At 73.1% G+C, this 17,733-nt stretch carries 14 protein-coding genes; 6 read left to right on the top strand and 8 right to left on the bottom strand.

Translation table 11 applies throughout. The features are described from left to right. Positions 1 to 32: 32 nt before the first annotated feature. Both B4K29_RS05150 and B4K29_RS05145 read right to left on the bottom strand, forming a co-directional pair. Complete coding sequence (locus tag B4K29_RS05150; RefSeq protein ID WP_286966555.1) at positions 33 to 1,727, bottom strand: excalibur calcium-binding domain-containing protein; 1,695 nt, start codon at positions 1,725 to 1,727, stop codon at positions 33 to 35. Positions 1,728 to 1,819: 92 nt separating this feature from the next. Next, entirely contained in the window at positions 1,820 to 2,206 is a 387-nt protein-coding gene (locus B4K29_RS05145) for a MerR family transcriptional regulator (RefSeq protein ID WP_286966554.1), read from the bottom strand. Positions 2,207 to 2,332: 126 nt separating this feature from the next. Between B4K29_RS05145 and B4K29_RS05140 the strand changes: the two genes are divergently transcribed. Next, positions 2,333 to 3,526: an acyl-CoA dehydrogenase family protein gene (locus tag B4K29_RS05140; RefSeq protein WP_019287271.1), complete on the top strand. Its 1,194-nt coding sequence runs from the start codon at positions 2,333 to 2,335 to the stop codon at positions 3,524 to 3,526. 39 nt (positions 3,527 to 3,565) lie between these two features. After that, the gene (locus tag B4K29_RS05135; protein ID WP_034251834.1) at positions 3,566 to 5,116 is read left to right on the top strand and encodes an acyl-CoA carboxylase subunit beta; all 1,551 of its coding nucleotides are present in this window, start codon (positions 3,566 to 3,568) and stop codon (positions 5,114 to 5,116) included. A 141-nt stretch (positions 5,117 to 5,257) separates the two neighbouring features. On the opposite strand, the gene B4K29_RS05130 is transcribed toward B4K29_RS05135, so the two are convergent. The 6 genes from B4K29_RS05130 to B4K29_RS05105 form a co-directional block, all read right to left on the bottom strand. Further along, on the bottom strand, positions 5,258 to 5,902 hold the full coding sequence (locus tag B4K29_RS05130; RefSeq protein WP_286959052.1) for a Maf family protein: 645 nt from the start codon (positions 5,900 to 5,902) through the stop codon (positions 5,258 to 5,260). Between the two features lie 59 nt (positions 5,903 to 5,961). Beyond that, positions 5,962 to 6,687: an alpha/beta fold hydrolase gene (locus B4K29_RS05125; RefSeq protein ID WP_286966553.1), complete on the bottom strand. Its 726-nt coding sequence runs from the start codon at positions 6,685 to 6,687 to the stop codon at positions 5,962 to 5,964. 73 nt (positions 6,688 to 6,760) lie between these two features. After that, positions 6,761 to 8,620, bottom strand: a complete 1,860-nt coding sequence (locus B4K29_RS05120) for a Na+/H+ antiporter (RefSeq protein ID WP_286966552.1) — start codon at positions 8,618 to 8,620, stop codon at positions 6,761 to 6,763. Between the two features lie 186 nt (positions 8,621 to 8,806). Continuing rightward, complete coding sequence (locus B4K29_RS05115; protein WP_376786852.1) at positions 8,807 to 10,543, bottom strand: DUF885 domain-containing protein; 1,737 nt, start codon at positions 10,541 to 10,543, stop codon at positions 8,807 to 8,809. A gap of 37 nt (positions 10,544 to 10,580) precedes the next feature. Then, complete coding sequence (locus B4K29_RS05110; protein ID WP_019287280.1) at positions 10,581 to 10,826, bottom strand: acyl-CoA carboxylase epsilon subunit; 246 nt, start codon at positions 10,824 to 10,826, stop codon at positions 10,581 to 10,583. Positions 10,827 to 10,854: 28 nt separating this feature from the next. Then, positions 10,855 to 12,459 carry an acyl-CoA carboxylase subunit beta gene (locus tag B4K29_RS05105; RefSeq protein WP_286959051.1) on the bottom strand — a complete coding sequence of 535 codons (1,605 nt, stop codon included), beginning with the start codon at positions 12,457 to 12,459 and terminating at the stop codon, positions 10,855 to 10,857. Between the two features lie 23 nt (positions 12,460 to 12,482). Here B4K29_RS05105 and B4K29_RS05100 point away from each other — a divergent pair, with 23 nt between their 5' ends. The 4 genes from B4K29_RS05100 to B4K29_RS05085 all read left to right on the top strand — a co-directional run bounded on the left by B4K29_RS05100 (position 12,483) and on the right by B4K29_RS05085 (position 17,674). After that, the gene (locus B4K29_RS05100) at positions 12,483 to 13,283 is read left to right on the top strand and encodes a biotin--[acetyl-CoA-carboxylase] ligase (protein WP_286966551.1); all 801 of its coding nucleotides are present in this window, start codon (positions 12,483 to 12,485) and stop codon (positions 13,281 to 13,283) included. Positions 13,284 to 13,344: 61 nt separating this feature from the next. Continuing rightward, entirely contained in the window at positions 13,345 to 14,532 is a 1,188-nt protein-coding gene (locus tag B4K29_RS05095; RefSeq protein WP_286966550.1) for an adenylate/guanylate cyclase domain-containing protein, read from the top strand. After that, the gene (locus tag B4K29_RS05090; RefSeq protein ID WP_286966549.1) at positions 14,529 to 15,332 is read left to right on the top strand and encodes an enoyl-CoA hydratase/isomerase family protein; all 804 of its coding nucleotides are present in this window, start codon (positions 14,529 to 14,531) and stop codon (positions 15,330 to 15,332) included. Before B4K29_RS05095 ends, B4K29_RS05090 begins: the two co-directional genes overlap by 4 nt. 116 nt (positions 15,333 to 15,448) lie before the next feature. Further along, the gene (locus B4K29_RS05085; RefSeq protein ID WP_286966548.1) at positions 15,449 to 17,674 is read left to right on the top strand and encodes a hypothetical protein; all 2,226 of its coding nucleotides are present in this window, start codon (positions 15,449 to 15,451) and stop codon (positions 17,672 to 17,674) included. Positions 17,675 to 17,733 lie beyond the last annotated feature (59 nt).

Genomic DNA, 17,733 nt, shown 5'->3' with positions numbered 1-17,733 from the left:
CAGTGATGTCTGACAGACCCGTTCGCGGGGTGTCAGGCGCGCGCGCGGCGGCGGCCGAGGCGCACCAGCAGCGCCCCGAGCCCGATGGTGCCGAACGCCAGCGCGGACAGCTGCGGCGCCTCGAAGCCCGTCTGGGCGAGGGCGCCGGAGCCGCGGGGTCCCTCGTAGGGCTCGCAGGCGACACCGTCACCGTCGCGGTCGAGGTCGCCGCGGTAGAGCGGGCTCCCCGCGGGGATGCTCGACTGTCCGGCGGCGCGCAGCTCGTCACAGCTCTGGGTGGTGGTGGTCGTGCTCGTGCTCGTGCTCGTCGTCGGGCCTCCAGGCGTGACCGTCACCTGGTTGGTGGTCTGCGGGGCGGTGGCGACCCGGTTGCCGCCGAGGTTGACCGCGCCGTCGGCCCCGCTGCTCTCGCAGGCGATCCCGTCGTTGTCGCGGTCGAGCGCTGGGCGGTAGTCCGCGTCGAGGCGGGAGACATCGGTGCGGCCGAGCGCCGTGCAGGAGCTGGTGTCGGCGGCGGGGATCCGGGTGAGCGCTGAGGGAGCCTTGGCCGGGTCCTTGGACGGGGCCTTGACCGGGGCCTTGGCGAGGGGCCCCGTGACCGTCCCCGGCCTGGACGCCGACCTCGGCTGCGCGGGAGCCTTGGCGGCCGGCGCCGGGGCGGCCTGCCCAATCCTGGGCCGGGCGGCGGCGGTCGGCCGGGCCACGACGAGGGCGGGGGTGGCGGCGGTCGCCCCCGCCGCCACGATGCTGCGGCCACCGGTGATGCGCAGGGCGGCTCCGGGGGCGGCGCTCGCGGTGGGCGCCTGGATGCGATAGACGTCGACGGCGCCGGACGGGGTCAGCGACGCGTCCTGGACGAGGCGGGAGGTTAGGGCGCCGAGGGTGGCGGCGTGGCGGGCGTCCCCGGCATACGGCACCTCAGGGGCGACGGTGACGCCGGAGGAGAGCTGCCACACGGCCAGCTGGGCGGCCTGCAGCACGAGCTGGTCCACCTCGGCGGGCGTGCCGGCGGTGGCGTCGAGGCCGGCCCGCTGCGCGAGCGCGACGCGGGTCGGCTGGTCCGCGACGGCGCGGGCGATCCCGGCGACCCGGGCACGGATGCGGTCCCACTCGGCCGGGTCGGGCACGGCGCGGGTGGAGGAGTCGCTGGACCACTCCTGCTCGACGCCGAGGGTGACGCTGGAGCTCGTGGGCACCTGCAGGTCGGGCTCCATGACCAGGGCGGTGGACTCGCGGACGCCGTCGTGGTCCCGGTCGAGGGAGTAGGGGAGGGCCAGCACGGTCCGGCGCTCGCCGGTGCCCGGCAGGACGATGGTGACGGGGGTGGCCCCCGCGGGCCGGGCCGGCTGCAGGGCGGCGTCGGCGGGCGGGAGGGCGGGTGCGGCAGCGACCGGGGTGGTCGGGGCGGCGGTGGTCGGGACGGGCGTGGCGGACGGCGCTGTGACCGGGGCGACCTGCTCCGAGGGGGGCGCCGGTGGTGCGGCAGGGGTGGTGGGCGCCGGCGTCCGCGGGGCGGGCTGGCTCGCGGGGACCGCGGGCGTGGTGGAACGGGTGGGCGTCGGGGCCGGGGCGACGACGTCGCTGTTCGGCGAGGGAGCCGCCGGGAGAGACGTGGCCGGGGCCACTGGCGCGGGCGACGCGAACACGGGCGACGTGCTGCCGGCCGTCAGCGCGAGTAGCAGGACGGTGGATCCCAGGGCGGAGCGAGCGCTTAGGTGCTGGTGCATGCGCGTCCTTCGGTCGGCCACGTTCTGTCGCAGGATACCGAATGGAACGGTCAAACCATTACTCAAAGTACCGTCGATAGGCCGAACGGGTGTCAGGTGACGCGGCGACCCAGCTCCTCGCGGCACCGGCGCTCGAAGGCGTCCAGCTCGCGCATCGACTCCTGCAGGTCGGCGAGCCGTCGCTCGAGGTCGGTCCGCCGGTCGTCGATCTGCTCGAGGACGTAGCGCAGCTGTGAGGTAGGGCCCTGCGCCTCGTCATACATGTTGACGATGGTCCTGATCTCCTCCAGCGGGAAGCCGAGGCGCTTGCCGCGCAGGATCAGGGAGAGGCGGGTGCGGTCGCGGCGGCGATAGACGCGCTGCGTGCCGCGGCGCTCCGGCGCGAGCAGCCCCAAATCCTCGTAGTGCCGGATCGTGCGGTGGGTCACGCCGAAGTCGTCGGCGACCTGAGCGATCGTCCACTCCTCGGGGGTTGCCATGGGCGCCATCGTGCTTTACGTTTACGTCAACGTCAAGCATCTGTCCGTATGCCGTCACCGCCCGTCATCCCTCAGCCGCTCTCCCACCCATCCCCCGATCGCCACCGTCGTCGAAAGGCCCCACCCGTGTACGAGCTCAGCCAGGACCACGAGGACTTCCGCCGCACCGTGCGCGACTTCGCCGAGGGCGAGATCGCGCCGCACGTCGCCGAGTGGGACCGCGAGCACCACTTCCCGGCCCACCTGATCCCCAAGATGGGGGAGCTCGGGCTGTTCGGCCTGGTCGTCCCCGAGGAGTTCGGCGGCCACAAGTCGGCGGACGGCGAGGGCGGCGAGTTCACCTATCTGTGCGTCGCGATCGAGGAGCTCGGCCGCGTCGACCAGTCCATGGGCATCACCCTCGAGGCGGGCGTCGGCCTCGGCATCAACCCGATCCTGACCTTCGGCAGCCAGGAGCAGAAGGAGCGCTGGCTGCCCGACCTGGCCGCCGGGCGCACCCTCGCGGGGTTCGGGCTCACCGAGCCCGACGCGGGCTCCGACGCCGGCGGCACCAAGACGCGAGCCGTCCTCGAGGGCGGCGAGTGGGTCGTGAACGGCGCCAAGTCCTTCATCACCAACTCGGGCACCGAGATCACCTCGGTCGTCACCGCCACCGCGCGCACCGGCACCCGCGAGGACGGCAAGCCCGAGATCAGCGCCATCATGATCCCCTCCGGCACACCGGGATTCGAGGTCGCGCCGCCTTATCACAAGCTCGGGTGGAACATCTCGGACACCCACGGCCTGTCCTTCAGCGACGTCCGCGTCCCCGAGAGCAACCTGCTGGGCGCGCGCGGCAAGGGCTTCGGGCAGTTCCTCGCCACGCTCGACGACGGCCGCATCGCCATCGCCGCCCTCGCCGTCGGCTGCATCGCCCGCATGCTCGAGGAGTGCATCGCCTACTCCACGAGCCGCCTCGCCTTCGGGCGGCCCATCGCCGTCAACCAGGGCGTGTCCTTCCAGATCGCCGACCTGGCCGTGATGCTCGAGAACGCCCGCCTGCTCACCTACAAGGCCGCGTGGCTCAAGGACGAGATGGACGCCGGGCGGCGCAGCCTCGCCGAGGTCAAGCAGGCCGCCTCGATCGCCAAGCTCTACACCTCCGAGGCGGCCGTGACCTCGACCCGCATGGCGACCCAGATCTTCGGCGGCAACGGCTTCATGGAGGAGTATCCCGTCGCGCGCTTCTATCGTGACTCCAAGATCCTCGAGATCGGCGAGGGCACCTCCGAGGTGCAGCGCATGCTGATCGGCCGCGGCCTGGGCCTCCCCACCGCCTGACCCCGGCGCGCCCGACATACGACCCCCGAAGGGAATCTGATGGCCCACCAACCGGATCCGAAGGTCGCCGACGTCCGGGAGCGGCTCGAGGCGGCGCTCGAGGCCTCGGCCACACCACCCGACAAGGCCGCCGCCAAGCTCGCCTCCCAGGGCAAGCTCTATGTCCGCGAACGGATCTCGTTGCTGTTCGACGAGGGGAGCTTTGTCGAGGACGGGCGCTACGCCAACGCGATGGCGACCGGGCTGCCGGCCGACGGCGTCGTCACCGGCCGCGGTCTCGTGGACGGGCGACCGGCGATCGTCGTCGCGAACGACCCCACCGTCAAAGCGGGTTCGTGGGGCGCGCGGACCGTCGAGAAGATCGTGCGAGCCACCGAGAGCGCGCTGCGCGAGGAGCTGCCGGTCTTCTGGTTCGTGGACTCGGCGGGGGCGCGCATCACCGACCAGGTCGAGATGTTCCCGGGGCGGCGCGGGGCCGGACGGATCTTTCACAACCAGGTCGCGCTGTCGGGCAAGGTGCCCCAGATCTGTTGCCTGTTCGGCCCGTCCGCGGCCGGCGGGGCCTACATCCCCAGCTTCACCGACATCGTGATCATGGTCGACGGCAACGCCTCGATGTATCTCGGGTCGCCCCGCATGGCCGAGATGGTCGTGGGGGAGAAGGTTTCGCTGGAGGACCTCGGCGGCGCCCGGATGCACTGCACCGTCTCGGGGGTCGGCGACCTGCTCGCGGGCGACGACGCGGAGGCCATCGACCTGGCCAAGGAATACTTCTCCTACATGCCGCTGTCGTGGCGGCAGCCGACGCCGCACTTCTCCGTGGAGGAGCCAACCGCGGCCCTGACCCGGGAGGACATCCCGGAGGTCGAGTCCGTGCCGTTCGACATGCACGAGGTCATCGACCGGCTCGTCGACGACGAGCAGTTCTTCGAGGTCAAGCCGACCTTCGCCGCGGAGCTCATCGTGGGCTACGGCCGGATGGCCGGGCAGACCGTGGGCTTCGTGGCCAACAACTCCGCCGTCAAGGGTGGCGTGCTGTTCAGCGACTCCGCCGACAAGGCAACGCGATTCATCACGACGTGCGACGCCTACTCGATCCCCCTGGTCTACCTCGCCGACGTGCCGGGCTTCATGATCGGCTCCGAGGTCGAGCGCGGCGGCATCATCCGGCACGGCGCCAAGATGGTCTATGCCGTGTCGGCGGCGACCGTGCCGCAGCTGTGCGTCGTGGTGCGCAAGGCGTATGGCGCCGGGCTGTACGCGATGGGGGGCCCGGGCTTCGCGCCGGACGCGACGATCGCGCTGCCCACGGCGCGCATCGGGGTCATGGGTCCCGAGGCGGCCGTGAACGCGGTGTACGCCAACAAGATCGCCGAGATCCCCGAGGGGCCGGAGCGGGACGCGTTCGTCGCCGAGAAGCGGGCGGAGTACGAGAAGGACATCGACCTCGAGCGCCTCGCCGCCGACCTCGTCATCGACGACATCGTCGAGCCGGAAGCCTTGCGGGACACCATCATCCACCGGTTGAGCTACGCCGGGGGTCGGTCGCGCCACTTCACCGAGCGGCACACGGGGATCTCGCCGGTCTGACGCCGGTCACTCCGCGTCGCTGGACGCGGCGCGTGGCCGGCGCCGGCGTCACCCGACCGGTGAGGGTGGCGACGGGTGGAGAAGGCCACCGTCATCGGTGGTGCTCTCCACCCGTTGGTGATGCGGTGGGCGGGTGGGGCGTCATACGGCTCGCTCGAGGTCCCACCAGCCGATGCCGAGCTCGAGCAGGAGCTCGCGCAGCAGCGGCAGGGAGACGCCGACCACGTTGTGGTAGTCGCCCTCGATGCCGGTCACGAACGCGCCGCCGAGACCGTCGACGGTGAATCCGCCTGCGACCCAGAGGGGCTCGCCGGTCGCGACGTAGGCGTCGATCTCGGCGTCCGAGAGGTCGGCGAAGTGCACGACGGTCGACGCCGTGCGCGAGACCTGGCGGCCGGTGGCGAGGTCGGTGATGGCGTGGCCGGAGTGCAGGACGCCCTCGCCACCACGCATCCGCCGCCACCGCTCGACCGCGACGGACGACGTCTCGGGCTTGCCGTGCACCTCGCCGCCGAACTCCAGGACCGAGTCGCACCCGAGGACCAGCGTGGGGGTCGTCGTCGAGCCGGTCTCTGCGACAAGGGAGTCCGCGACGTCGTCACGCTTGGCACGGGCCAGGGCGAGGGCGTGCTCGGCCGGGCCAAGGCGGGCGCCGTCGGCCTCCAGCGCGGCGATCGTGGCGGGCTCGTCGACGCTCGAGACCTGGACGCGTGGAGCCAGGCCGGCCGAGCGCAGGGTGGCGAGGCGGGCGGGGGAGGCGGAGGCGAGGACGAGCTGGACGACCATGGCGCGACCCTACCGGGGGCAGAGGCATCGACCGGCCGTCGTCCGCCAGGCTGATGCCTCTACCCCCGGTAGGTCTGCGTGGCGCGGTCGAGCAGCCCCCGCAGGTGCGTCGCGCACGCCTCGGGGTGCGTCAGCGGCAGGAAGTGCGTCGCCCGCGGCACCGTCACCACCTGCGCGGCGGGGCAGGCGGCGGCATAGGCCCGCACCCCGAGCCGCATCTGGTCCAGCCCTCCGTTGAGGAGCAGGACGGGTATGTCGAGCCCGCCCAGCAGGTGGGGACCGCACTGCGCCATCACCGCCGACCAGGCCGCGGGCATCGCCGCGTAGCCCTGCCCGTCGTCGGTGACCTGGCTGATGTCGCGACCGCCAGCGAGTCGGCGCATGACGCCGTTGGCGACATGGGCCATCCGCGCCGACCCAACCACGGGCACGAGCCGGGCGAAGCCGCGGTAGACGGCCGCGCCCGCACCGGCCGGCACACCGGTGGCCCCGACGAGCCCGAGGCCCGCGAGGCGGTGAGGCTGCGCGGCGGCATACGACATCGCGACATAACCCCCCAGGCTGTGGCCGGCGAGGACGACCGGGCCGTCAGCGGGCAGGGCCTGCTCGACCGTCGCGACGGCGCCCTCCCACGTGAAGTCCTCGGCGCCGCGGGAGCCGTGGCCGGGGAGGTCCGGGGTGACGACGCGGACGCCGGGCAGCAGCGCGGGGTAGTCGCGCCAGAAGCCGGCGTTCATGCGGGTGCCGTGCAGCAGGACCAGGGTGGGTGTCGGGGTGGGGCCCATGCCGCGAACCTACCTGAGGTAGTCACAGCCGCCTGGCGTGCCAACCCGGGCGAGTGTGACGACCTGAGGTAGGTCAGTCGCCGGAGGCGAGCAGGCCGTCGACGAAGCACCAGCGCCAGGACTCGCCCGGCTCGAAGGACCGCATGGTCGGGTGACCGGTCGCCTCGTGGTGCCGCGTCGCGTGCCGCCCCTCGGAGGAGTCGCAGCAGCCGACATACCCGCAGGTCAGGCACAGTCTCATGTGCACGGGCGTGGTGCCCTCGGCGAGGCAGCCGATGCACTCGCCGTGGGTGCGCGGCTCGACGAAGGTCGGCGCCTCCGCCAGGTGCTGACAGGGCGCGTCGGGCAGGGCGGGGGAGAGAGCCCGCAGCCGACGGGCGCGCTGCTCGACCCGGATCAGCGAGGTCTCCTCGAAGTCCAGCGACGCCAGGACCGCCGAGATCACCTCGGACTCGACCTCGCCCTCGCTGCGCACCCGCAGGACCTCCTCGCGCTCGGCCCGGATGGCGGCGGTGCGGAGCCGGCGGTAGGTCTGGCTCGGGGTCTCCTTGCGCTCGTCGGGGCGGCCGAGCCGCTCCCAGATGGCGTTGACGCGGCGCTCGGCCTGGTCGCGGAGGGTGGCGATGGTGGCGGCGTCGTCGGGGCCGGCCTCGGCGTCCATGGCGCGGCGCCCGGCCTCGACCGCGCGGGCATAGACGGTCGCCTCCTGCAGCGCGTCCTCGCGGGGGTCCGGGCCGTGCACGTCCAGGCGGCGGGCGAGGACGGGGAGGGTGAGGCCCTGGATGAGGAGCGTCCCGGCGGTGACGACGAGCGCGACGAGCACGAGCACTGGGCGGTGCGGGGTGGCGAGCGGCAGGGTGAGCGCGGCGGCCAGGGTGACCACGCCCCGCATGCCCGCCCACGCGATGAGGGCCGACTCCTGCCAGGGGGTGACGCCGTCGCGGCCGCGCGCCCGCACGACGAACCGCGTCGCCATGATCCACGCGACGCGGAGCACCATCACCCCGACCAGGACGAGCAGGCACGCGGCGACGATGCGGCCCCAGCCGAGCGGAGAGCTCGAGGCGGCGGAGACGATCGAGCGCGTCTGCAGCCCGACGAGGAGGAAGACGGAGTTCTCGAGGAGGTAGGTGATGGTCTTCCAGTTGATGCGGGTGGTGACGCGGGACTGCGCCGTCTCGACGACGGGCGCCACGTGCCCGATGAGCAGACCGGCGACGACGACCGACAGCACGCCTGACGCGTGGAAGTGCTCGGCCGGCGCGAACGCGATGAACGGCAGCAGGAAGGACAGGGCCGTGGTGGCGACGGGGTCGCTGGTGCGCTTGAGCACGTATGACGCCGCCTTGGCCACGACCACGCCGACCACGATCGCGATGACCACCGCCTTGGCGAAGTCCAGCAGGACCGCGCCGACGGTGACCGCCGCGGTCAGGGCACCGGTCGCCGTGCGCAGCGACACCAGGGCCGTCGCGTCGTTGACCAGCGACTCGCCCTCGAGGATGGTGACGACCCGTCTCGGCAGGCCGATCTGCTTGGCGACGGCGCTCGCGGCCACGGCATCGGGCGGGGCCACGATGGCGCCCAGGGCGAACGCCGCTGCGAACGGCAGCGGCAGCAGCGCCCACGCCAGCAGGCCGATCCCCGCAGCCGTGAACAGCACGAGTCCGATCGACAGCCAGCCGATCGCGGACAGGTTGTCGCGGAAGTCCATCAGGCTGGTGTTGTGCGCCGCGGTGTAGAGCAGGGGCGGCAGGATGCCCACCAGCACGAGCTCGGGGGACAGGGTCGGCTCGTGGATGAACGGCAGGTAGGAGCCGACCAGCCCCACGACGATGAGCACCAGGGGTGCCGACAGGCCCCAGCGGTTGGACAGGGTCGTGACGGCGAGGACGGTCAGCGCGAGGCCGACCACGAGCGTGAGGATCTCCACGGCGCACATCCTCCCACCGGCGGGGCGGTGGCGCGGCCCGCGTTCAGACCCGCCGGGGGCCGAGGCATCAGCCTGGGGGACGAAGGCCGGTCGATGCCTTTACCGGGGGCGGGTGATCAGCCGGGGGTCAGCACATCCGCCTGGGGTCGGCACATCCGCCTGGCGTGCGAGGTCGGGCGAACGTGACTACCTGAGGTAGGGGTGGAGGACGGCGGTGCGCAGCGTGTCCAGGCCGACCCCGCCGATGTCGAGCGCCCGACGGTGGAAGTCCTTGAGCGAGAAGGCCTCGCCCTCGCGCCGCTGCACCTCGTCGCGCAGCTGCAGCCAGAGCCGCTCGCCGACCTTGTACGACGGGGCCTGCCCCGGCCAGCCGAGGTAGCGGTCCAGCTCGAACCGCAGCACGGCCTCCTCCATGTTGGCGTGCGCCGTCAGGTAGGCCCAGGCCTTGTCGTAGGTCCACTCGCCGCCGCCGACCTCGGCCGGCGCCTCGAAGCCGCAGTGCACGCCGATGTCGATGACCACGCGGGCCGCGCGCAGCGACTGCCCGTCCAGCCAGCCCATGCGGTTGCCCGGGTCGTCCATGTGCCCGAAGTCGGCCATGAGGCGCTCGGCATACAGCGCCCACCCCTCCCCGTGGCCCGAGGTCCACGAGAACTGGCGCCGCCAGGTGTTGAGCTGCTCGCGGTTGTGGACGGTCTGGGCGACCTGGAGGTGATGCCCGGGGACGCCCTCGTGGTAGACGGTGGTGAGCTCGCGCCAGGTCGTGAACTCGGTGACGCCCTTGGGCACCGACCACCACATGCGGCCGGGGCGGGTGAAGTCGTCGGAGGGGCCGGTGTAGTAGATGCCGCCGGTCTGCGTCGGCGCGATGCAGCACTCGATCTCGCGCACGGGCGCGGGGATGTCGAAGTGCTCGCCGTCGAGCAGCCGGACGACCGCGTCGGCCTCGTCCTGCATCCAGCGACGCAGCGCGTCCGTGCCGTCCAGGCGGTAGGCGGGGTCCTGGTCGAGCAGCGCGATCGCCTCGGCCACCGTCGCGCCGGGGCGCACCTGCTGGGCCACGTCCTGCATGGCCGCGGTGATGCGGGCGACCTCGTCCTGGCCCCAGCGGTAGGTCTCCTCGAGGTCGACGTCGGCACCGAGGAAGTAGCGCGAGCACAGGGAGTACTGGTCGCGGCCCACGGCGTCCTCCTCGGGCGCCTCGTCGAGCAGCTCGACGCGCAGGAACTCCGCCATGCGGGCGTAGGCGTCGCCCGCCGCCCCCACCTCGCGGGTCAGGCGCTCGCGCAGCTCGGGCGGCAGGGCGCGGTGGGGAGCGAGCGCGCCCTTGAGGAAGCCCGCGAAGTAGCCCTCGGGCTCGACCAGGTCGCGGCACTGCTGGATGCACGCCTCGACCTGGCGGCGCGCCGACACGGTTCCCTTGTCGCGGGCGGACAGCAGGGACTCCTGGTACTGCTCCAGGGCGAGCGGGATCCGGCCCATGCGCAGCGCGATCGTCGCCCAGTGCTCGACCGTCTCGGTCGGCATCAGGTCGAAGGCCGCGCGGATGTCCTGCAGCGGGGAGGCGATGACGTTGAGCGAGGACTCGACGATGCCTGCGGCATACATCTCCTCGGCGAGACCGAGCCGCTCGGTCATGGCGGTCACCGTGACCCGGTCGGTGTCGCTCGTGGGCTGGACGGAGGCGAGCGCCGCGAGCGTGCGGCGGCGCAGCTCGGACTGGGCGCGCAGCCCGTCGGGGGAGAAGTCGTCGATCTGGTCGTCGTGACCGGGGATGCCGACGTAGGTCGCGGTCAGCGGACTGAGCTCGAGCGTCTCGCGGACGAACTCGTCGGCGATGCGGTCCACGGCACTGCGGTCGGCGGCACTGCGGTCGGCGGCACTGCGGCGGGAGGTGGGGGAGGTCTCCTGGGCACTGGTCACCTCGAGCACGCTACCCAAGGAGGCGAGAGCCGGCCCGTCAGCGCGCCGATCGCCATCCCCACGAGGACCGGCGGCGGGCGCCGAGCGACGAGACGCCGAGGTTGCGGGCCCGGCTGGCCCAGATGCCGGTGGGCTGCTCCTCGGCGGTCGGCTCCCCGCTCGCGGCAGCGGCCACGACGAGCAGCAGCGCCGCGAGCTCCTCGTCGGTCGGGTTGCCCTTGGTCACGGACAGCAGGGTCGGTATGCCGCCCGTCTTCACGTCCGTCTTCACGTCGTCGGTCATCGGCGGGCCCTCCTGCGTCGGCGAGCGGTCACAGCGGGATGTTCCCGTGCTTCTTGGGCGGGTGGTTCTCGCGCTTGGTCTGCAGGGCCCGCAGCGCCTGCACGACGTTGCGGCGGGTCTCCTGCGGGGCGATGACCGCGTCGATGTAGCCGCGCTCGGCCGCGATGTAGGGGTTGGCGAGGTGGTCCTCGTACTCCTTGATGAACTGCGCGCGCGTCGCGTCGACGTCGCGGCCCTCCGCCTCGGCCGCGGCGATCTCCTTGCGGTAGAGGATGTTGACCGCACCCTGAGCGCCCATCACGGCGATCTGCGCGGTGGGCCAGGCGATGTTGACGTCGGCGCCGAGGTGCTTGGACCCCATGACGTCGTACGCGCCGCCGTAGGCCTTGCGGGTGATGACGGTGACGAGCGGGACGGTGGCCTCGGCATACGCGTAGATGAGCTTGGCGCCGCGGCGGATGATGCCGTTCCACTCCTGGTCGGTGCCCGGCAGGAAGCCCGGCACGTCCACGAAGGTCAGCACGGGCACGTTGAACGCGTCGCAGGTGCGCACGAAGCGCGCGGCCTTCTCGGAGGCGTCGATGTCCAGGCACCCGGCGAACTGCATCGGCTGGTTGGCGACGATGCCGACGCTGCGCCCCTCGACCCGCCCGAAGCCGGTGAGGATGTTGGGCGCGAACATCGGCTGGACCTCGAGGAAGGCCTGGTCGTCAAGGATCGCCGTGAAGACCTCGTGCATGTCGTAGGGCATGTTGGGCGAGTCCGGGATGATCGTGTCCAGGGCGACGTCCAGCTCGTTGATCTCGAGGTCCACCTCGGCCTCGAAGACCGGCGGGTCCTCGTGGTTGTTGCTCGGCAGGTAGGACAGGAGCTCCTTGACGTAGTCCATCGCGTCGTTCTCGTCGGAGCCCATGTAGTGCGCGCAGCCGGACTTGGAGTTGTGCGCCGTCGCGCCGCCCAGCTCCTCCATGCCGACGCTCTCGCCCGTGACGGTCCTGATGACGTCCGGGCCGGTGATGAACATGTGGGACGTCTGGTCGACCATGACCGTGAAGTCCGTGATGGCGGGGGAGTAGACCGCCCCGCCCGCGCAGGGCCCCATGATCAGCGAGACCTGCGGGATGACGCCGGACGCGAGGACGTTGCGGCGGAAGATCTCGCCATACATCCCCAGCGAGGCGACACCCTCCTGGATCCGCGCGCCGCCGGAGTCGTTGAGGCCGACGACCGGGCAGCCGATCTTCATGGCGAAGTCCATGACCTTGACGATCTTCTCCCCGAACACCTCGCCGAGGGACCCGCCGAACACCGTGAAGTCCTGGGCGAACACGCACACCTGACGACCGTCGACGGTGCCGTAGCCGGTGATCACGCCGTCGCCGTAGGGGCGGTTCTTGTCCTGCCCGAAGGAGGTCGAGCGGTGGCGGGCGTACTGGTCCAGCTCGACGAACGAGCCCTCGTCGAGGAAGGCCTCGACGCGCTCCCGGGCGGTCTGCTTGCCGCGGGCGTGCTGCTTCTCGACCGCCTTCTCGGAGGCCCCGTGCAGGACCTGCTCGTTGCGGTGGTGCATGTCGGCGAGCCGACCTGCGGTCGTGGCCAGGTCGAAGGTGTCCGTCGTCGGAGCGTCAGCCATGGCGACACCATAGCCTTGGCCTCGTGACCTCCGCTCTGCGACAAAGCGCTCTGACCAGCCATGTGACGGACGCCATGTCCCCGTGGCTCGATGTGGAGGTCCGCGACGCCGTCGCCAGCACCAACGCGGCGCTGCTGGCGTACCCCCGGCCCTGGCACGTGCTCACCACCGACCACCAGCAGGCCGGACGCGGTCGGCTCGCCCGGTCCTGGGAGACCCCGGCCGGCACCGCCGTCGCGCTGTCGGCCTGCGTGCCCGTCCCACCGGCTCGTATGACGGACGCGGGGTGGCTGCCCCTGCTCACCGGCCTGGCCGTGCGGGACGCCCTCGTCGGGCTCGGGCTGGCGGGGGCGGTGCTCAAGTGGCCCAACGACGTGCTCGTCGCCACCGACGGCGACCGCAAGGTGTGCGGGGTGCTGTGCGAGCTGGCGCCGGCCCCTGGTCCTGGGGATGGGGTCGCCGTGCTGGGGATGGGGATCAACGTGCACCAGACCCGCGACCAGCTGCCCGTCGAGACGGCGACCTCGCTCGCGCTGTGCGGCCTCGAGGTCGGACGCGAGGAGGTCGTGGTCGCCGTGCTGCGCGCCCTGGCCCACCGGCACCGGCAGTGGGCGACGGCGTCGCGGATGCCGGCGCTGCGGGCGGACTACGCCGCGGCGTGCGCGACGCTCGGGCGCCAGGTCGCCATCCACCTGCCCTCGGGTGCGGTGGAGCGGGGCGAGGCGGTGCGGGTCGACGAGGCCGGTCGTCTCGTCATACGCACCGCTCACGGGGACCGCACCCACGCGGCCGGTGACGTGGTGCACGCGAGGCTGTCGGCCTGAGGCATCATGGCGGGAGCGGTCGACGGCCAGCGTCGTCCCGCTGGACGGCAAGGAGGCGACGGTGGCGGACCCCCGCGAGGAGTCGATCCGGCTGTCGGAGGCCCCGGCCGGCCTCGACCCCCTGGTCGAACGCGTGCAGCGCGAGCTGCTCGGCGGCCCCCTGGACCTCGACCGCCGCGACGTGTCCCGCACCGTCGGGGTCTCCCTGCGCACCGCCGAGCGCTTCTGGCACGCCCTCGGCTTCCCCGGCAACGAGGACGGGGAGGCGGTGTTCTCCCAGCTCGACCTGACGGCGCTGCGGGGGGTGGCCGCCCTGGTGCGCCGCGGCGAGCTCGACGAGGAGTCGGCGCTCAGCCTGACCCGGGCCTTCGCGCGGACGGCGGACCGGTTGTCGGTGTGGCAGTGCTCGGTGTTCGCCGAGTCGCTGAGCCCGTGGGCGCAGGGCGAGGTCGACCTCGGCCGCGTGGCCGTCTCCGACGAGAGCCACGACTCCACCCGCGCCGAGCCCGACGAGGACACCGCCCTGGCCGCCGCGCGCAAGGTCGCCGAGCTGGCCGACGAGCTCGAGCCGCTCCTGGTCTATGCCTGGCGGCGGCACCTGGCGGCGGCCACGGCGCGCATGGTCGCCGACGCCGACCCGTCGGTGGGGGAGCAGGGGCTGCGGCGCTGCGTGGGGTTCGCCGACCTCGTGTCGTTCACGTCGCTGGTGCGGCGGCTGTCCGAGCGCGAGCTGGCCACCGTGGTGCAGAGGTTCGAGGCGCTGTGCAGCGACGTCATCACCGGCCACGGCGGCCGGGTGATCAAGACCGTGGGGGACGAGGTCCTGTATGTCGCCAAGGTGCCCGCCGACGGCGCCCGGATCGCGCTGGACCTGGTCGACGCCATCCGCTACGACGACATGCTGCCTCCCGTGCGGGTCGGCCTCGCCTACGGCCACGTCGTGTCGCGGCTCGGCGACGTCTTCGGCACCACGGTCAACCGCGCCGCGCGCCTGACCGCCGTCGCCCCCTCCGGCAAGGTGCTGGCGGACGAGGGGCTCGTCGCCCGCCTCGCCGACGCCCCCGACCTGACGGCGGTGCGCCAGCGCAGCCGCACGCTGCGCGGCGTTGGCGTGGTCGCACCGTCCCTGCTCCACCGCACGGTCGCCGTGCCCCACGGCCTGCCCGATGCGGCCCTGCCCGATCCGGCCCTGCCCGACCCAGCACCTCACGAGCTCCCCGACCCCGTCCGCGACCTGGAGGTCCGATGACCCACGACCACAACGTGACGATCACCCGCCACGGCGAGCACGGCCACGTCGCCGAGCTCGCCCTGGACCGGCCCGAGGCGATGAACGCCGTCTCGACCGCGATGGCCCGCGACCTCGGCGCCGCGACCGCCGAGCTGTTGGCGCTCGCCCTCAGCGGTGAGGTGCGGTCGGTGGTCGTGACCTCCACGCACCCCAAGGCCTTCTGCGTCGGGGCGGACCTCAAGGAGCGCAACGGCTTCACCGACGCGGACCTCATGGCGCAGCGACCGATCGCGCGGGCCGCCTACACCGGCGTGCTGACCCTGCCCGTCCCCGCCATCGCGGCCGTGGACGGCTTCGCGCTCGGCGGGGGCTTCGAGATCGCGCTGTCCTGCGACGTGATCGTCTGCGGGGCCGGGGCGACCGTGGGCCTGCCCGAGGTGTCGGTGGGCGTCATCCCCGGCGGTGGCGGCACCCAGCTGCTGACCCGCCGCGTCGGCTGGTCGCGGGCGTCGCGCATCATCTTCGGCGCGAGCAGGATGACGGCAGCCGAGGCGCTCGCGCTCGGGGCGGTCGACGAGGTCGTGGACGTCGGGACCGCCCGCGAGCACGCGCTGGAGCTGGCGTCCCTGATCGCCACCCACTCGCCGGTCGGGGTGCGCAACGCCAAGAAGGCCATGCGCCTCGGCTCCGACGTCGACCTGGCGGCCGGGCTGGAGATCGAGGACGGCTGCTGGCGGGCGACGGCGTTCAGCGGCGACCGGCGCGAGGGCGTCGCCGCCTTCGCCGAGAAGCGTCGACCGGCCTGGCCCGGCGTCTGACGACACCCGCCCACCCCGGCCCGGCTCCCCACGCAACCGGGGCCCTGACGGCCTGACGCCGCGCGCAGAGGTGCACCGTGTGCGACGGTGCTCGGCCACCGGGGCATCATGGCCCTGTGCCCTACCTCCTGCTCGTGCTGGGTTGCGCCCTCGTCGCCCTCGTGCAGGGGGTCGCCCCGGGTGACGTCCTGGGGTGGACGACCGTCCAGCTGGCCCTCTGCGTCGTCGGGCTGATGGTGGTGCGCGCCACCCGTGGGCGAGGTCAGCCGCTCGCGCTCGACCTGGCCCTCGGCGGTGCGGTCGGCACCGCGCTGCTGCTGCCGGCCTGGTGGGGACAGCTGCACCTCGGGGTGCCCTGCGCACTGACCCTCGCCGTCGTCGTCGTGGCGCTGCTGGCGCCGCCCACCACGCGGCGCCGGGTGCTCGATCGCGGCGCGGGGCGCCTGTCACGGGGTGTCTCCGCGTCGCTCTCGGGACTGGTCCTGCTCGTGCTGGGGTGGACGGTCGGTGACTTCACCCGGTGGACCGACCACTGGCAGAGCACCTCACGGACCTACTACCCCGACGTCCTCTTCAACCTGTCGCTGACCGCCGAGGCCCATCGGGCCCTGCCCCTCACCCTGCCCCAGGTCGCCGGCGAGGGTCTGCCCTACCACTGGTTCGCCAACGTCGCCATGGCGGCCGTCGGCGAGCTGGGCCGGGTGCCCGACCCGGTCGTCGTGCTGCAGCTCTGGTACCCCTACGTCACCGGTCTGACGGCACTGGCGCTGGCCGCGGCGGCCGGCGAGATGTTCTCCGACCGCAGCACCGGCAGCTGGGCCGCGTGGATCGCCATGGGCTGGACCTCGATCGGAGGCGCGACCGCGCTCGCCGCCGCCCCCCTCACGATCACGCAGAACTCCTGGGCGAGCCCCTCCATGAGCTATGCCCTGCTGCTCATGATGCCCGCCCTCGCTGCGATCGTCGGTCAGCTGAGGGGGACCTGGCGGCCGGGCCCGACGCTGGCGCTGGGGGCGGGGCTCTTCGCCGTGCTCACCGTCGCCAAGACGACGGTCCTCCCGGTCCTCGGGGTCGGGGTCGGATCCGTGCTGCTCGTCGCGGCCGCCCGCAGGCGGTGGCCTGACGCCGCCCGCGCGTCGGCCTGGTGCCTCCTGGTCGGAGCGGCCTTCCTGGGGGCCCGCGGGCTGGTCTACGGCAGCTCGGTGGACGGGCTGGTGGTCCGCCCGTTCTCCTACGTGTGGCGCTCGATGGTCGGTCGCGACGCGATGCTCGCCGACTCGGTCCCACGGTCGGTGTCGCAGGCCTGGACGTCGGCGACCGGGGTCGGTGTGCTGATTGTCCTCGTGGCCGTCCTCGCCGTCTCGACCCTGGCCGTCGTCTGGCCCGGGATCCGCCGGCCGGCGGGCGGAGAAACGGTCCTGGCCCCGCTGCTGCTCGGCGGGGGAGCCGCCGGGCTGGGCGCGACGCTGCTGCTCTCCCACCCGGGCACGAGCGAGGTGTTCTTCCTCCGCACGGCCTTCCCGCTCCTGGCGATGTCGGCGGCGGGAGCCTTGGCGCCGACCTGGCAGGCCGCGTCACCTCGCCTGCGCCTCCGGCTGCTCGTCGCCGTGGCGGTCGGGGCCGTGGCCTGGACGGCACTGACCCGCGCGCGGCTGCTCGAGCAGCTCGTCGTCGAACCCTGGGCCGTGCTGGGGGCCGTGCGCCTCGGTGGCTATGCCGTCGCGGTGGCCGTCCTGGCGCTGGCCGCGTGGGTCGCGACGCGCCGCCGGGACGACCTGCTGACGCTCGCCCCCTGGGCCATGGTGCTGGCGGCCGGGCTGGGGACGACGCTGGGCCACGTCGTGCCGACGGAGCGGGGGACCGTCGCGGCCGCGATCCGGGCCGACAACCCCAATCCCCTCCGGGTGGCCGAGCTGGAGGCGGCGGCGGTCCTGAGGTCGACGGCACCACCGGAGGACGTCGTCGTCACCAACACCAGCTGCCTCCTGCCCCGCGAGCGGATCGCGGGCCACTGCGACGCGCGGGGCTTCTGGGTGAGCGCCCTGGGCGGGCACCGCACCCTGGTCTCCGGCTGGGGCTACGACCGCAGGATCCTGGCGCGGGGGGCGACCAGCACCCGCCCCTACCCGACCCTGGCCTTCTGGGACCCCCCGCTCCTGCGGACCAACCTGCAGGTGATCGAGCGCGCCGACCCCGAGGCGGTCACCCGGGTCTGCCGGTCCGGCGCCCGGTGGATCCTGGCGGATGCGGCCTACGGCCCCGTCAGCCCACGGTTGTCCGAGGTGGGCGAGCGTCTGTTCGTCGCCGACGGGGTCCAGGTGCTCCGGCTCCGCTGCCCCTGACCCTGCCGCCCGAAGGCTCCCGGGGGCGTGGGTGCTCCCAGCAGGCCCGGACCGGCCGG

The organism is Arsenicicoccus sp. UBA6765, assembly GCF_002453335.1.
Taxonomy (GTDB): Bacteria; Actinomycetota; Actinomycetes; order Actinomycetales; family Dermatophilaceae; genus Arsenicicoccus; species Arsenicicoccus bolidensis.
This window is presented reverse-complemented; position numbering and strand designations above follow the sequence as displayed.

What these genes read in the sequence shown, in the direction of transcription:
- B4K29_RS05150 (WP_286966555.1), bottom strand. Translation starts at nt 1,727, where the DNA reads ATGCACCAGCACCTAAGCGCTCGCTCCGCCCTGGGATCCACCGTCCTG.
- B4K29_RS05145 (WP_286966554.1), bottom strand. Translation starts at nt 2,206, where the DNA reads ATGGCAACCCCCGAGGAGTGGACGATCGCTCAGGTCGCCGACGACTTC.
- B4K29_RS05135 (WP_034251834.1), top strand. Translation starts at nt 3,566, where the DNA reads ATGGCCCACCAACCGGATCCGAAGGTCGCCGACGTCCGGGAGCGGCTC.
- B4K29_RS05130 (WP_286959052.1), bottom strand. Translation starts at nt 5,902, where the DNA reads ATGGTCGTCCAGCTCGTCCTCGCCTCCGCCTCCCCCGCCCGCCTCGCC.
- B4K29_RS05125 (WP_286966553.1), bottom strand. Translation starts at nt 6,687, where the DNA reads ATGGGCCCCACCCCGACACCCACCCTGGTCCTGCTGCACGGCACCCGC.
- B4K29_RS05110 (WP_019287280.1), bottom strand. Translation starts at nt 10,826, where the DNA reads ATGACCGACGACGTGAAGACGGACGTGAAGACGGGCGGCATACCGACC.
- B4K29_RS05105 (WP_286959051.1), bottom strand. Translation starts at nt 12,459, where the DNA reads ATGGCTGACGCTCCGACGACGGACACCTTCGACCTGGCCACGACCGCA.
- B4K29_RS05090 (WP_286966549.1), top strand. Translation starts at nt 14,529, where the DNA reads ATGACCCACGACCACAACGTGACGATCACCCGCCACGGCGAGCACGGC.